General features: G+C 63.8%; 9 protein-coding genes. 7 read left to right on the top strand and 2 right to left on the bottom strand.

The window, feature by feature from the left end; translation table 11 throughout:
• From E5675_RS06930 to E5675_RS06915, 4 genes are read left to right on the top strand one after another with little or no spacing between them, the layout of a single operon-like run.
• Positions 1–771, top strand: coding sequence for an alpha/beta hydrolase-fold protein (locus E5675_RS06930; RefSeq protein ID WP_210727621.1), 771 nt, complete (start codon positions 1–3; stop codon positions 769–771).
• Positions 768–2114, top strand: a complete 1347-nt coding sequence (locus tag E5675_RS06925) for a GH1 family beta-glucosidase (protein WP_136173870.1) — start codon at positions 768–770, stop codon at positions 2112–2114. Before E5675_RS06930 ends, E5675_RS06925 begins: the two co-directional genes overlap by 4 nt.
• Complete coding sequence (locus tag E5675_RS06920) at positions 2111–2977, top strand: endonuclease/exonuclease/phosphatase family protein (protein WP_136173869.1); 867 nt, start codon at positions 2111–2113, stop codon at positions 2975–2977. Before E5675_RS06925 ends, E5675_RS06920 begins: the two co-directional genes overlap by 4 nt.
• Positions 2978–2979: 2 nt before the next feature.
• Complete coding sequence (locus E5675_RS06915) at positions 2980–5151, top strand: glycoside hydrolase family 2 TIM barrel-domain containing protein (RefSeq protein ID WP_136173868.1); 2172 nt, start codon at positions 2980–2982, stop codon at positions 5149–5151.
• Positions 5152–5157: 6 nt separating this feature from the next.
• Here E5675_RS06915 and E5675_RS06910 read toward each other — a convergent pair whose 3' ends face one another.
• Both E5675_RS06910 and E5675_RS06905 read right to left on the bottom strand, forming a co-directional pair.
• Positions 5158–6654, bottom strand: a complete 1497-nt coding sequence (locus tag E5675_RS06910) for a glucoamylase family protein (protein ID WP_136173867.1) — start codon at positions 6652–6654, stop codon at positions 5158–5160.
• Positions 6655–6723: 69 nt separating this feature from the next.
• A complete protein-coding gene (locus E5675_RS06905; protein ID WP_247594814.1) occupies positions 6724–9759 on the bottom strand; it encodes a TonB-dependent receptor in 3036 nt (1011 codons plus the stop codon).
• Positions 9760–10006: 247 nt separating this feature from the next.
• Between E5675_RS06905 and bglX the strand changes: the two genes are divergently transcribed.
• Genes bglX through E5675_RS06890 form a run of 3 tightly spaced genes read left to right on the top strand, consistent with a single transcriptional unit; the run spans position 10007 to position 15158 of the window.
• Complete coding sequence (gene bglX / locus E5675_RS06900) at positions 10007–12325, top strand: beta-glucosidase BglX (RefSeq protein WP_136173866.1); 2319 nt, start codon at positions 10007–10009, stop codon at positions 12323–12325.
• Positions 12322–13887: a sulfatase gene (locus E5675_RS06895; protein WP_247594813.1), complete on the top strand. Its 1566-nt coding sequence runs from the start codon at positions 12322–12324 to the stop codon at positions 13885–13887. The genes bglX and E5675_RS06895 overlap by 4 nt, the downstream gene beginning before the upstream one ends.
• Before the next feature lie 41 nt (positions 13888–13928).
• Positions 13929–15158 (top strand): MFS transporter, encoded by a 1230-nt coding sequence (locus E5675_RS06890; RefSeq protein WP_136173865.1) that lies wholly within the window; start codon positions 13929–13931, stop codon positions 15156–15158.
• The last annotated feature ends 3 nt before the right edge of the window (positions 15159–15161 follow it).

The following is a 15161-nucleotide window of genomic DNA, read 5'->3' as shown; positions in this document are numbered from 1 at the left end:
TTGAAGCTGCCTAAAAACTCGTTCGCCTTTGCTCCGCTTGCGGCCATCGCGTTGGCTTTCTCCCCGCCAGCCTTCGCCCAAAGCGACGGCCAAAGCCCACAACCTGCGATCGAGGCGGGCAATTACCCCTACCAGCTGTTCCTGCCGCGCGGCTACACTGCCGATTCCAAGGCGAACTGGCCGCTGCTGATCTTCCTTCACGGTTCGGGCGAGCGCGGCGACGACGTCGCGAAGGTCAAGGTGCACGGCCCGCCGAAGATCGCCGACCGCACCCCCGACTTTCCCTTCGTCACCGTCTCGCCGCTGCTCGGCGCCGATCAGGACTGGGACGTCGCGAAGCTCGACCAGCTGCTCGATCATGTGACCAAGACGCTGCGCATCGACCCTACGCGCGTCTATCTGACCGGGCTCAGCCGCGGCGGCCATGCGAGCTGGCGCTGGGCCACGGCCGAACCGCACCGCTTCGCGGCGGTCGCGCCGGTCGCAGGGCGCGGCGATCCCACGACCGCCTGCGCGCTCAAGGACACGCCGGTCTGGGCCTTTCACGGCGACCGCGACGATGTCGTCGTACCCGAAGGAAGCTTCGCGATGGCGCGCGCGATCCGCGCCTGCGGCGGCCGGGTTTCGCGGCTGACCATCTATCCCGACCTCGGCCACAACAGCTGGGACCCGGCCTATGACGATCCCGCGCTTTACCTCTGGCTGCTCTCTCACCGCCTCCCCACTCCGCCCGACGCGGCGGCAAACAAGAAGACCAAGGAAAGAAAATGACGAAGACGATTTTCCCCGACGATTTCCTGTGGGGCGCGGCGACCGCTGCCTATCAGATCGAGGGGTCGCCGCTCGCCGACGGCGCGGGCGCCAGCATCTGGCAGCGCTTCAGCCACGACCCGCGGCTGATGGCGGCGAAAGGCGACACCGGCGACGTGGCATGCGACCATTATAACCGTATGCCCGCCGACGTCGCGCTGATGAAGGAACTCGGGCTCAAGGCCTATCGCTTCAGCGTCAACTGGGGCCGCGTGCTGCCCGAAGGCATCGGGCGCGTGAACGAGTCCGGCCTCGACTTCTACGAGCGGCTGGTCGACGAACTGCTCAAGAACGACATCGAGCCGTTGCTGACGCTGCATCACTGGGACTTGCCCGCAGCGCTCGACGACAAGGGCGGCTGGCTCAACCGCGACAGCGCCGACTGGTTCGCCGAATATGGGTCGGTGATGTACCGCCGCCTCGACGGGCGCGTGAAGAAATGGGTGACGCTGAACGAGCCGTGGGTGATAACCGATGGCGGCTATCTCCACGGGGCGCTTGCCCCCGGCCACCGCAATCTGTTCGAGACACCGATCGCAAGCCACAATCTGATGCGCGCGCACGGCCGCGCGGTGCAGGCCTATCGCAGCGAGGGCGCGCACGAGATCGGGCTCGTCGTCAACATCGAGCCCAAATATCCCGCGAGCGACAGCGCCGAGGATCTGGCCGCAACGGCGCGCGCACACGCCTATATGAACCGGCAGTATCTCGATCCGGCGCTGAAGGGCAGCTACCCCGACGAACTCGCCGACGTGTTCGGCGAAGCTTGGCCGCAATGGCCCGCGGAGGATTTGAAAGACATCTGCCAGCCGGTCGATTTCATCGGTATCAACTATTACACCCGCAACGTCGTCAGGGCCGACCCGAACCAATGGCCGGTCGGCGCGTCGCCGGTGCGGCAGGTCGCGACGCACACGACCACCGACTGGGAGGTCTATCCGCCCGCGCTCACCGACATGCTGATCTGGTTCCGCGACACCTATGGCGACATTCCCGTCTATATCACCGAAAATGGTGCCGCATTCTATGACCCGCCGCAGGCCGGGCCCGACGGCATCGACGATCCGCTGCGCTGCGATTATCTCCGCACGCATATCTCGGCGATCGGCGACGCGATCCGGCAGGGGGTCGACGTGCGCGGCTATATGGCCTGGTCGCTGCTCGACAATCTCGAATGGTCCTTGGGCTTTTCGAAGCGCTTCGGTATCGTCCATGTCGATTATGAAACGCAGGTCCGCACACCGAAGCGCAGCGCGCGTTTCTATAGTAGCGTGATCGCCGCCAACGGAGGAAATCTCGGATGACCCGCAAAGCCCTGATCCTCGCGGCGGCGCTGCTTGCACTGCCCGCCGCGGCGAAAGAGCGCGCCGATCATTATGAAGCGATGACCTATAATATCCGGCTCGATATCGCGTCGGATGGCGGCAACGCCTGGCCGCACCGCCGCGCGGCGCTGATCGCACTCGTCGCCTATCAGGCGCCTGACCTTGTCGGGATGCAGGAGGTGTTGCAGCACCAGAAGCAGGCCGTCGAGGCCGATCTGCCCGCCTATCAGTTCGTCGGCGTCGCGCGCGACGACGGCAAGACGAAGGGCGAATATTCGATGCTGGGGTTCCGCCGCGACCGCTTCGCGTTGGTCGGATCGGGCACTTTCTGGCTGTCGCCGACGCCCGATGTGCCGAGCAAGGGCTGGGACGCCGCGCTGCCGCGGATCGCCACCTGGGCGCGGCTGCACGACCGGGCGGCGAAGCGCAATTTGCTCGTCGTGAACACCCATTTCGACCATATCGGCGAGGTCGCGCGGCAGGAAAGCGCCCGACAGATCCGCCGCTGGATCGACGGCGAGCGCAAGCCTGACGAAAGCGCCATATTGATGGGCGACTTCAACAGCGCAGCGACGAGCAATCCCTATGCCGCGATCGTCGAGCCCGGCGAGGGCGCGCTGCGCGACAGCCGCACGATCAGCCGCACGCCGCACTATGGCCCGCTCGGCACCTTCACCGGATTCGACATCGCGCGGATGGACGCCAGCCCGATCGACCATATCTTCGTCAGCGACGATGTGGCGGTGCTGCGCCATGCGACGCTGACCGACCAGACCGGCGGGAAGCTGCCGTCGGATCATTATCCGGTGGTGGCCGATCTGTGCATTGGCGAGGCTTGCTGAAGATGGCGCGGTGGCTGGCGTTGCTGATCGCGGCGTCGCTCACCGGCTGCTCGGCGACGCCGCCCACCTCGGTGCCGGCGCCGCCTCCATCGCCGCGCATGATCGCCGATCTCGGCGCGGGCTGGCAGTTTCGCTTCGATGAAAAACTGACGCCCGAGACGGCGGCTGCGCTGCCCGATGGCGGTTGGGCGCCGGTCGTCCTGCCCCACACATGGAATCGTCTCGGCGAATATCGCGTCGGCCGAACCGAAGCGACCGACAACAGGCAGGGCATCGGCTGGTATCGGCTGCGGCTCGACGGCGCGACTTTGCCCGCAGGCCGCCGCCATGTGATCGAGTTCGACGGCGTCGGCAATATCGCCGACCTGTGGGTCAACGGACGCAAGGCCGGCAGCCACGCCGGCGCCTTCTCGCGCTTCCGCTTCGATCTCACCGGATATCTCGATCCGGCTGGTTCGAACCTCATCCTGCTGCGCGCCGACAACAGCAAGCCCGAGCCCGGCAGCAGCACGCAGCATGTCATCCCGCTCGACGGTGATTTCTTCATTCACGGCGGCATCTATCGCGGCGTCCGCCTGCTCCATGTCGCACCCAGCCATATCGCGCTCGACGATCATGGCGGGCCCGGCGTCTACGCGACCCCCCGCTTCGCGGCCGACGGACGCGCGACGCTGGCGGTGCGCGCAAAGCTCGCCGGCGCCGCGGCCGGACTGAGCCTCATAGCCACCTTGCGCGATGCCCAGGGGCGCCCCGTCGCCGAAGCGACGACGCCGCTCGATGCGCGGCAGCATGAGGCGCGATTGACGCTCGACGTCCCCGCTCCGCGCCGCTGGAACGGGCGCGCCGACCCCTATCTCTATCGGCTAGAGGCGAGGATCGTCGATGCGGGCGCCGCAATCGACAGTGTCACGGTGCCCGTGGGCTTTCGCGAATTCCTTATCGATCCGAACAAGGGCTTTTTCCTCAACGGCAAGCATCTGCCGCTGCATGGTGTTTCGCGGCATCAGGACTATCTCGGCAAGGGTTGGACGCTCACCGCCGAAGACCATGAACGCGACATGGCGCTGATCGCCGAAATGGGCGCGAACACCGTGCGCTTCGCCCATTATCAGCATGCGCCCGAATGGTTCGAACTCGCCGACCGTTACGGCATGATCGTGTGGGCCGAAATTCCCTTCGTCAACCGCCCGTCGAACGAAGGCTCGACCGGATCGCCCGAACTGGTCGCCAATGCGAAGGCGCAGATGGTCGAACTGATCCGACAGAATTACAACCATCCCTCGGTCGTCACTTGGGGCATCGGCAATGAGGTCGACCTCGACATGGCGACCGGCCGTGCCCCGCCGAGCGCCGACGCCCGCCCGCTGCTGCGCGACCTCGACGCGCTGTCGAAGGCCGAGGATCCGACGCGCCCGACGGTGATTGCCGATTGCTGCGAGGCGACGCACGAGGGCGCCGCTCCGTCCGGCGAGCGGCCCCGCCAGCCGGTGCTGACGGGGCTTGCCGACCTGATGGGCTACAACCGCTATTTTGGCTGGTATTACGGCGACGTCGCCGACCTTGGTCCGCATCTCGACCGGATGCACGCGCGCTATCCCGATATCCCGATCTCGATCAGCGAATATGGCGCGGGCGGCGCGCTCAGCCAGCATGTCGAGGATGGAGGGGCGCACAAGATTGCCCATGCCAGCCGCATGCACCCCGAGGAATTCCAGAGCTGGTATCACGAGCAAAGCTGGTCGCAGCTTCGCGACCGCCCCTATCTCTGGGCGAGCTGGATCTGGAACATGTTCGATTTCTCTTCCAAAATCCGGCAGGAAGGCGACGCGACCGACATCAATGACAAGGGCCTCGTCACATTCGACCGCAAGGTGAAGAAGGACGCCTTTTTCTACTACAAGGCCGAATGGTCGACCGAACCCGTCGTCCATATCAACAGCCGGCGCTGGAAACAGCGCACCGAAGCGACGACGCGTATCCGCGTCTATAGCAACGCACCGAAGGTCATGGTGATGCTGGGCGACAAGCCGCTGGGCGAAATCGCCTGCGCCGCGAGCATCTGCGAGATCGGGGACGTGCGGCTCGCGCCCGGCGTCAACCGCGTGACCGCCTCTGCCCGCTTCGCCGACAGGGTGGTCAGCGACGTCGTCGAATGGACGCTGACGCCGCGCTGAGCGTCGCTATTTCGGCTCGTCCAGCCAGCCGCCGGTGAAACCGATACGTTTCAATCCGCGAACGATATGCGGATTCTTGCGCATCACCTTCCACACCAGTCCGCTGCGATGGTTCTCCATCATCGCGAGGATCGGGCCCTGGTCGATACCAAGATAATCGTTCGCGACCCAGCCGTGGACGGGGTCGACCGCGCCCGATTTCGATCCGGAATCGGTGAAGATGAAGCCGGGGTTGAACGCGTCCTTGAAACCATAGCGCGTGTAGAGCCGGGGGCCGTATTGCGTGCGCATCGCCATCAGCGCGGGGATCGCCGCTTCGGGTGCAAAGGCGACCGAGCCGCCGGCCGCGGTCGGGACGATGGTGCCGTCGTCGACGACGCGGATCGCGCTGACGCCGCGCGCCATATAGCCGTTGAAATCGCGCGGCGTGCCGTTGACGCTATATTTGCCTTTCGAATAGCCGGGCCCGTCTGAGGCGGTCCAGCCCCAGATGTCGGCGCTATAGCCCAGCCATTCGTTCGGATTGTCGGCGCCATAGGCGCGCTGCGCCAGCGTCGCGCGGCGGCTGTTCTCGAAATAATCGATGCCCTTGCCGCGCATGAATTCGTCGCGGATGCCGCGGAAGTCGACCCAGACATGGCTGTACTGGTGTCCGAACAGCGGTTCGAACTGCAGATGCTCCTGCCCGTAATAGATGCCCCAATCCTTTTCGAGATCGGCCGCCCAGCCTTTGTCCCACGCATCCTTGCCGACGGGGTGCGTCGGCGAACCCAATGCGAGGATATAAACGAGCATCCCCTCATTATAGCCGACCCAGTCGTGGGTCCCGAAATCGCCGCCTTCGCCCCGTTCGGGATACCAGCCCATCGCGATCGCCTTTTGCCCGCCGCCATTGGCTGATGGAATCCGGCTGTTTTCGCGCTGGACGAAGGTCCAGTCGACGCGGCCATAGATTTTTTCGGCGAGGTCGCGAATCTCCGCCTCGACGGGCGTGTCGCGGTCGTAATAGCTCTGCGCGAAGAGCACGCCGCCGAGCAGCAGCGACGTATCGACGGTCGAAAGCTCGGTCTTGCCGCGCCGCGTTCCGTCTTCATTGTTCAGGAAATGATAGAAGAAGCCCTTGTGACCCGCCATCCCGGTCGCGGCGGGTCCCTGAGGCGCGGTCCAGTAGAAGCGCAGGCAATCGCGCGTGCGTTGCGCGGCTTCGGCGCGCGTGACGTAACCGCGTTCGGCGCCGATGCCATAAGCAGTCAGTGCGAAGCCGGTGGCGGCAATCGAGGAGAAGGGGTTGCTCGGCCAGCGATCGGGCGCAAGGCATTTTTCGGTGTCGGTCGTTTCCCAGAAATAGCGGAAAGTGCGCTCGGTCAGCTCCTCCGAAAATGACGCCTCGGTGAGCGGAGGCAGCGTCGCCGCGGGGGTGGCGGCGGAGGGCGCCGGGCTCGGAGCGCAGGCGGTGGCCAGCGCGATCAGGGGCAGGACAAGGACCCCGCTGCGGAACGACATGAAATACTCCAAAAATTGAGGCGCCCGGCCCACGGGAGGGGGGTGCAGGCCGGGCGCCCGGTCAGCCGGTCAGAAAGAGAAGCCAGCCGAAAACTTTAGCGTACGCGGCGGGTTGCCGCCAACGCCATTGCCCGAAATGCTCAGATAATTGGGCGATGTCGGGTCATTGTTGTAATCGACATAATTGCGGTCGTTGAACAGGTTGAGAATGTCGACGCGGAGTCTCAGGCGCGATTCCTCGCTGATGAACTTGAACGGGATATATTTGGTGATCGCGATGTCCATCTGGCGGAAACCCCAGCGATCGCCGTTGCCGTCGGCCTCGTTCGAGATCACCTCACGCGACGGATTGGCGCCGCCGACATCGATGAACCGCTTGAGATATGGCGGCGACGCAATCTGGAACTTGCCCGACAGCGTAACCCCGATCGGCAGATCGACCGACCCAGTCGCGACGAGGCGATGCTTGCGGACCCCGCTCGACCGCGTAATCGGATAATCGTCGAGCGACGGAAAATCGAGGCTGAACGTCTCGCCAAAGTTCCGGTTCTCCTCGGCCTCGGTATAAGTATAGGTCGCCGAGAAGCTCCACGGCGAAGCCGCCGTGTAGTTCTTTACGAGCTTCAGATAGCCCGAATCCGCACTCGTTTCGAGGCCGTTCGTTCCGATGATGATCGAACCGAAGCCCGGCGGGGCGAAACCGAAGGGCGATCCCGGTACCGCCGGCGCGGGCGGGAAGAAGGTGCCGTCGGGCCGGCGATTGCCCAAGAGATAGGCGAAACCATCCTTGCTCTCGATGTGGCTGTAACCGACTTCGGCTTCGAACAGCGGAGTCACGCGCGCACGGAAGCCCAAGCTGAACTGGTCCGAATAGGGCACCTTCAGGTCATTGTCGATGAAACGCAGTTCGCGTCCGCCGCCCGGCCCGGCCTGCGCCAACAGCTGAGCGCGGCCGGCTTCGGTCAAATAGACCGGATCCCAAGGAACGCAGGTCGGTCCGGGAACGCATGTGTTGTTCGGGTCACCCGTGATGAAGTTGAATGTCCGGGTCGTGTAGGAACCGACGCTGATCTCCTGTTGCAGGAAGTCGAACTGGTTGCGGTCGTACGAGCGGCCGAAACCACCGAACAGGACATAGCGTGCCTCGTCGTCGAGTTCGTAGCTGAAACCGATGCGCGGTTGCCATGCCCCGGTGAACGCCTTGCGTTCCGATCCCGTCGAGATGAAGTCGTTGATGTCATAATCGGCGTTGATCAGGTTCGGATAATTGGCCGGCGACACCGCATTGACCGCGTCGGCGGGGTGGACGAAGTCGAGGAAGGCCGGCGTCCGCTCATAGTCCCAGCGCACGCCAAGGTTGAGCGTCAGCCGGTCCGTGACCTCCCAGTCGTCTTGGACATAGATACCGAACTGGAAATTCTTCGAATTGACAATCGGGCTCCCGTTGCCGGTCTGCGCACCGAACTGGACGCGATACGGAACCTCGTCGTTGAAGCTGCCGCCGCCTGGATTGAAAGCGGGATTATAGGTATAAAGCGGGTTGAAATTGCCGAGCTGGAGTGTGTTGAGTTCGACCCATTTGGCCTTTGCGCCAACCTTGATCGTGTGGCCTTCGAAACCGGTCCAGGTGAAGTCGTTCTGGACGCCCCAGCCCTTCTGGCCCTTGTCCTGATAATTGCCGCCGCCGCCGGTGCGCAGAATGTCTCCGCGCACGACCACGCCCGGTTGCGGGTTGGTCGGCGACGGACCCGCATAGGCAAAGAGGAACGCGTTGCCGAATTCGACCGGCGTGGGCGCCCATTTGACGTCTTCATAGGTCAGCTTGAAATCATTGATCCAATTGTCCGCCGTATGTTCCCACCGGCCGGTCACGCGCAGTTCCTCGACATCCTGCGAACTGATCGTGCTGCGCGCGTTGATGCCGCTCGACAGAAACTCGCCGCTTTCCTTGCGATATTTGCCCGACACCTCGATCAGGTCGCTGTTCGAAGGCTGGAAACTGAGTTTGCCGAAATACAGATCCTCATTGAAGGTCGCGTTGGTCGGCCCGAACACCCCCTGATATTCCGACGGGAAATAGCTGACCGGCAGGTTGAGGCCCGGCCGGACATCCACCGGATTTTCCTGCCTTTTGCCTTCATAGGTCACAAAGAAGTGTAGCATATCCTTGATGATCGGACCGCCGAGCGCACCGCCGAACTGGAAATCCTTGGTCTTGACCTTGGACGTCGTGAGCTCGTTCGGCCGCGCGTCACGCAGGCTCTGATCGGTATAGTCGATGAAGGCTTCGCCGTGGAATTCGTTGGTGCCCGATTTGGTCACCGCCGTGATCGCCACGGAGCTTACCTGGTCGAATTCGGCCTTGTAGTTGGACGAAAGGACCCGGTATTCGCCGACCGCGAGCTGCGGGAACGGGTTGCCTTGCGTCGAATCCTGCCCGGTGACCCCGTTCTTGAGGACATAGTCCTTTTGCCCGACGCCATCGATGAAAATGTTGACGCTGCGGCTGTCCTGCGCGCCGCCCTGAAGGCGCGATTGCCCGTTGCCGCCGGTCACGAACTGGACGCCCGGCGCGAGGTCTGCGAAGGCAAGGAAGTTGCGGTTATTTTGCGGCAGCACCTCGATCTGGCGCTGCGTGATGTTCGAACCGACCTCGCCGCCCTCGAGTGAACGAATGCGCGTACCGGTGACGATGATCGCATCGCCCTCGGCCGACGCGATATCGGGCTGCGAGAAATCGAAATCGAGCACCGCGCTCTGTCCGACCGAGAGCGTAAACTCGTCGGTGCGGCGAACACCGTTCGGCGTCGTCAGTTCGAGGCGATAGGTGCCGACCGGGAGCGAGGCTATGTTATAGCTGCCGTTCGCGCCCACCGCGACGCTGCGCGTCAGCCCGGTATCGACATTGATCGCGGTGACCTGAGTCACGCCACCTTCGGCCTTCACCGTGCCGCGCAGCGAGGCGTTCGACACCTGCGCGTGCGCCGGCGTCGCGACGGCAACGGCGAGCGCGGCGCCCGCGCTGCTCCATGCAAGCGCCGCGGCGAGCCGGCGTGCGCGCGACCGGTGTGCGGTCATGGTCTGAAATTCATGCGAAAACTTCACGGCATCCTCCCTTTTTTTGTGCCCCGACCATTTCCGCCCTCGCCTGGCCAGCCGCCCGGCCTTGCCACCGTGCAGCGACGAGTCGCGAAAACCGCGTCGTTGTTTTTTTGGTTTGTAACCGGTTTCACGATAGCTGTATAGGGGGAAGCGACACAGATGGATGCAATCGGGGACCAGCCGGTTTTCGGCCGATTTCGGCCAATCCGCGTCACAATGTATAAGCAAACCCGACCGGGAAGGACGAATCATGCTACCGATGACGCGCAACCTCACATGCCTGACGCTGGCCACCTTGATGGTGACAGGACAGCTCACTCCCGCTCCGCTGATGGCGAAACCGGCGGCGAGCAAGAGCGAGGCCGCCCCGGAGGATTCGGCGGGATGGCTGCGCCCCGATCCGAAGATGGATCGCTTCATTGCCGAACTGATCGCGAAAATGACGCTCGACGAAAAAATCGGACAATTGTCGCTGCTGACCAGCGACTGGGATTCGACCGGCCCGACGATGCGCCAAGGATATCAGGACGATATTCGCAAGGGACGGATCGGGTCGATCTTCAACGCCTTCACCGCCAAATATACACGCGACCTGCAGCGGCTGGCGGTCGAGGAAACGCGGCTCAAGATTCCGCTGCTCTTCGGCTATGACGTCATCCATGGCCACCGCACCATATTCCCCATCTCGCTCGGCGAATCGGCGAGCTGGGACTTGAAAGCCATTGAAAAGGCAGCGCGAATCGCGGCGACCGAAGCGTCGGCCGAGGGCATTCACTGGACCTTCGCACCGATGGTCGACGTCGCGCGCGACCCACGCTGGGGCCGCATGTCCGAAGGCGCGGGCGAAGATGTCTACCTCGGCAGCAAGATTGCCGCGGCGCGCGTGCGCGGATTTCAGGGCGACGATCTGAAGCGCGTCGATACCGTGCTGGCGACGGCGAAGCATTTTGCCGCTTACGGCGCCGCGCAGGCGGGACGCGATTATCACACGGTCGATATTTCGGAGCGCACGCTGCGCGACGTCTATCTGCCGCCCTTCAAGGCCGCAGCCGACGCGGGCGCCGCGACCTTCATGACATCGTTCAACGAATATGACGGCGTCCCGGCATCGGGCAGCCACTATCTGCTGACCGAAGTCCTGCGCGAGAAATGGGGCTTCAAGGGCTTCATCGTAACCGATTACACGTCGATCAACGAAATGGTCGCGCACGGCTATTCAAAAGATCTCGAGCAGGCCGGCGAGCAGGCGATCAACGCCGGTGTCGACATGGACCTGCAGGGCGCGGTGTTCATGGATCACCTCGCCAAGTCGGTCGCCGAAGGCAAGGTCGACGTGAAGCGCGTCGATGCGGCGGTGAAGGCGATCCTTGAGATGAAATACCGCCTTGGCCTGTTCGAGGATCCTTACCGCTATTCGGACGAAGCTCGCGAAAAAGCGACCGTCTATCGCCCCGACTTCCTCGAAGCCGCGCGCGATGTCGCGCGCAAGTCGATCGTTCTCCTCAAAAACGAGGACAATGCCCTGCCCCTCGCCGCGGCGGCGAAGTCGATTGCGGTGATCGGCCCGCTCGGCAACAGCAAGGAGGACATGATCGGCAGCTGGTCGGCGGCGGGCGACCGCAAGACGCGGCCTGTCACGCTGCTCGGGGGGATGCAGGCCGGCGCACCGGAGGGAACGAGCGTCGCTTATGCCAAGGGCGCGAGCTATGCGTTCGCGGACGCGGGCAAGACTGACGGGTTCGCCGAAGCGATCGCGCTGGCGCAGAAATCGGACGTGATCATCGCGGCGATGGGCGAACGCTGGGACATGACCGGCGAAGCGGCGAGCCGCACCTCGCTCGATCTGCCCGGCAATCAGCAGGCGCTGCTTGAAGAGCTAAAGAAGACCGGAAAGCCGATCATCCTCGTGCTGATGAGCGGGCGGCCCAACAGCATCGAATGGGCCGATGCCCATGTCGATGCGATCCTCGAGGCGTGGTATCCGGGCACGATGGGCGGCCACGCGATCGCCGACGTCCTCTATGGCCGGTATAATCCGTCGGGCAAGCTGCCGGTTACCTTCCCGCGCAATGTCGGGCAGGTGCCGATCCATTACGATATGAAAAACACCGGGCGGCCGATCAATCCGGCGGATCCCAATGCGAAATATGTCTCGCGCTACCTCAATACGCCGAACACGCCGCTCTATCCGTTCGGCTATGGCCTCAGCTACACCAGCTTTACCTATTCGCCGGTGACGCTGGACAGGGCAAAGATTCGCTCCGGCGAGACACTGACGGCGAGCGTTACCGTGACCAACAGTGGCACGCGCGACGGCGAGGAGGTCGTGCAGCTTTACGTTCGCGACCTTGTCGGATCGGTGACGCGGCCGGTGAAGGAGTTGAAGGGGTTCGAGAAGATCAGCCTCAAGAAGGGCGAGAAACGGACGGTCCGCTTCACCCTGACCGACGCCGATCTGGCCTTCACGCGGCAGGATATGAGCTGGGGCAGCGAGCCCGGCCAGTTCAAACTGTGGGTCGGACCTTCGTCGGCCGAGGGGCAGGAAGCCGCCTTCGAGCTGACCGAATGACGACGCGCTTTCGCCTGCCTCTCGCGCTCGCACTCCCGCTCGCCTTCGTTGCCGTAGCGGGAGCGCAGCCGCCCGCGCGCCCGAACATCGTCTATATCATGTCGGACGATCATGCCTATCAGGCGATCTCGGCCTATGGATCGCAGCTGTCGAAGCTTGCGCCGACACCCAACATCGACCGCATCGCGAAAAATGGCGCGATCTTCACGCAGAGCTTCGTCGGCAATTCGCTATGCGGCCCCAGTCGCGCGACACTGCTCACCGGCCGCCAGAGCCACGCGCATGGCTTTACCCAGAACGGCCAGCGGTTCGACAACCATGTCTGGGTCTGGCCGCGCGCATTGTCCCAAGCAGGCTATGCGACGGCGATGTTCGGCAAATGGCACATCAACCATTCGCCCGAAGGCATCGGCTTCGACGACTGGAAAGTGCTCGACGACCAGGGCGAATATTATAACCCCGACATCATCACGCCAAAGGGGCGCAGCGTCGTCGAAGGCTATGCCACCGACCTCATCACCCAATACAGCCTCGACTGGCTGAAGAACGGGCGCGACAAATCGAAACCCTTCGCGATCCTGATCCATCACAAGGCGCCGCACCGCAATTTCATGCCCGCGCTGCGCCATGTGCGGAAATATCAGGGCGTGACCTTTCCCGTGCCGGGCAATTATTTCGACGACTATCGCGGCCGCATCGCCGCCGGCACGCAGGAAATGAACATCTATCGCGACATGTATGAGGGGCACGACCTCAAGATGACGGTCGCGAAGGGATCGGCGCAACTCCGCTACAACCGCTGGCCCGGCGCGTTCGACCGCATGACGCACGGGCAGCAAGCCGAGTGGGACGCGGCGATGCAGGCCGACAACGACCGGCTCAACGCCGCGGCGCCGTCGGACCGCGACCTCGCACTGTGGAAATATCAGCGCTACATGCAGCAATATCTGGGCACGATCGCCGCGGTCGACGAAGGCGTCGGCGCGGTGCTCGACTATCTGGAGGACAGCGGCCTCGATCGGAACACGATCGTCGTCTACACCTCCGACCAGGGCTTTTATCTTGGCGAGCATGGCTGGTTCGACAAGCGCTTCATCTATGAAGAATCGATGCGCACGCCGTTCCTGATCCAGTATCCGGGGCATATCCGCCCGGGCACGCGCATCGCGGCGCCGATCCAGAATATCGACTATGCGCCGACCTTCCTCGACTATGCCGGGGTGAAGGGCCCGGCGACGATCCAGGGCCGGTCGATGATGCCGCTACTGGCTGGCCGCACGCCGCGCGACTGGCGCAAGGATGTTTATTATCATTATTATGAATTTCCGGGGTTCCACGCGGTGCGCGCGCACTATGGCGTGCGTGGCGAACGGTACAAACTCGTGCGTTTCTATGGCGAAGGGCTCGACGCGTGGGAATTTTACGACCTCAAGAGCGATCCGCACGAAATGGACAACCGGATCGACGACCCGGCGATGAAGGGTCCGATCGCGGCGATGAAGCGGCGGCTGGTCGAACTGCGCCGCGAATATGAGGATACGAGCGGCCCCGCCATTTCCTGACCGGGTTGCGACGACCGCTTGCGAACGGTAGGCGCGATGGCGTGAGCCCCGAACCACCCTATGCGTTCGCGCCCTTCCGCTACCCGGCGTTCCGCGCGATCTGGATCGCCAACCTCGCGTCGAACATGGGGTCGATGATCCAGTCGGTCGCGGCGGCTTGGCTGATGACCGAACTGACCGAATCGCATCTGCTGATCGCGCTGGTGGCGGCGATCACGACGATCCCGGTCATGCTGCTCGGTATTTTTGCGGGGGCGATCGCCGACAATTTCGACCGGCGGCGCGTGATGCTCGCGGCGCAGACCGGGATGCTGATCGTCTCGGCGGCGCTGACGCTGACGACCTATATGGACGCGATCACGCCGCTCACCCTGCTGTTCTTCACGCTCGCGGTCGGGTGCGGCACCGCGCTCAACGGCCCGGCATGGCAGGCCTCGGTGCGGTTGCAGGTCGGTCCCAGGGATTTGCCGCAGGCGATCGCGCTCAACACCATCGCGTTCAACCTTGCGCGCAGCGTCGGCCCCGCGCTCGGCGGCTTGCTTATCTCGATCGTCGGCACCGCCGCCGCTTTCGGACTCAACGCACTAAGCTATGTCGCGCTGATCGTCGTGCTGCTGCGCTGGCATCCCGAAACGCTGCCGCCGCGAAGGACGCCGATGCTGACGGCGATCGCCGCGGGCATAAGATTCTGTGTGCATTCGGACCCGGTGCGCCGCGTGCTGATCCGCGGTTTCGCCTTCGGTGCCGGCGCGGCGGGGTTTCAGGCGCTGCTTCCCTCGCTCGTCCGCGACCGGCTGCACGGGACCGAAATCATATATGGTCTGTGCCTTGCTGCCTTTGGCGCGGGATCGATCTTTGCCGCACTGTGGGTCGGACAGGCGCGGCGCCGCTGGGGCAGCGACCGGGTGGTCACTGCGGCGTCGCTGATCTTCGCCGCCGCGATGCTGCCTGTCGCGCTCGCGGTCAATCTCCCCGCCTTGATGGTCGCTGCCTTCGTCGCCGGCGGCGCATGGGTGTCCACGCTGACGACGCTGAATGTCGCGATGCAATTGCGCTCGCCCGAGGAGATTCTCGGCCGCTGCCTGTCGATCTACCAGGCAGTGACCTTTGGCGCGATGGCGCTCGGCGCGTATGCGCTCGGACTGGTCGCCGACCTCAGCAGCTTGCCCGCGGCGATCCTCGGCTCCGCCAGCTGGCTCCTGCTCTCCGCGTTTGTACTGCGTTTTGTCGCGCCGATGCCCCGCCGCGACGAGGGCCGTATCCTGCCCTGAAAC

Source organism: Sphingopyxis sp. PAMC25046, assembly GCF_004795895.1.
In the GTDB taxonomy this organism is placed as follows: Bacteria; Pseudomonadota; Alphaproteobacteria; order Sphingomonadales; family Sphingomonadaceae; genus Sphingopyxis.
Note: the sequence above shows the minus strand (reverse complement) of the source record. Positions and strands in the feature narration are given on the sequence as shown.

Excerpts from the sequence above, each read along its gene's own strand:
- E5675_RS06925 (WP_136173870.1), top strand. The coding sequence starts at position 768 with ATGACGAAGACGATTTTCCCCGACGATTTCCTGTGGGGCGCGGCGACC.
- E5675_RS06920 (WP_136173869.1), top strand. The coding sequence starts at position 2,111 with ATGACCCGCAAAGCCCTGATCCTCGCGGCGGCGCTGCTTGCACTGCCC.
- E5675_RS06915 (WP_136173868.1), top strand. The coding sequence starts at position 2,980 with ATGGCGCGGTGGCTGGCGTTGCTGATCGCGGCGTCGCTCACCGGCTGC.
- E5675_RS06910 (WP_136173867.1), bottom strand. The coding sequence starts at position 6,654 with ATGTCGTTCCGCAGCGGGGTCCTTGTCCTGCCCCTGATCGCGCTGGCC.
- bglX (WP_136173866.1), top strand. The coding sequence starts at position 10,007 with ATGCTACCGATGACGCGCAACCTCACATGCCTGACGCTGGCCACCTTG.
- E5675_RS06895 (WP_247594813.1), top strand. The coding sequence starts at position 12,322 with ATGACGACGCGCTTTCGCCTGCCTCTCGCGCTCGCACTCCCGCTCGCC.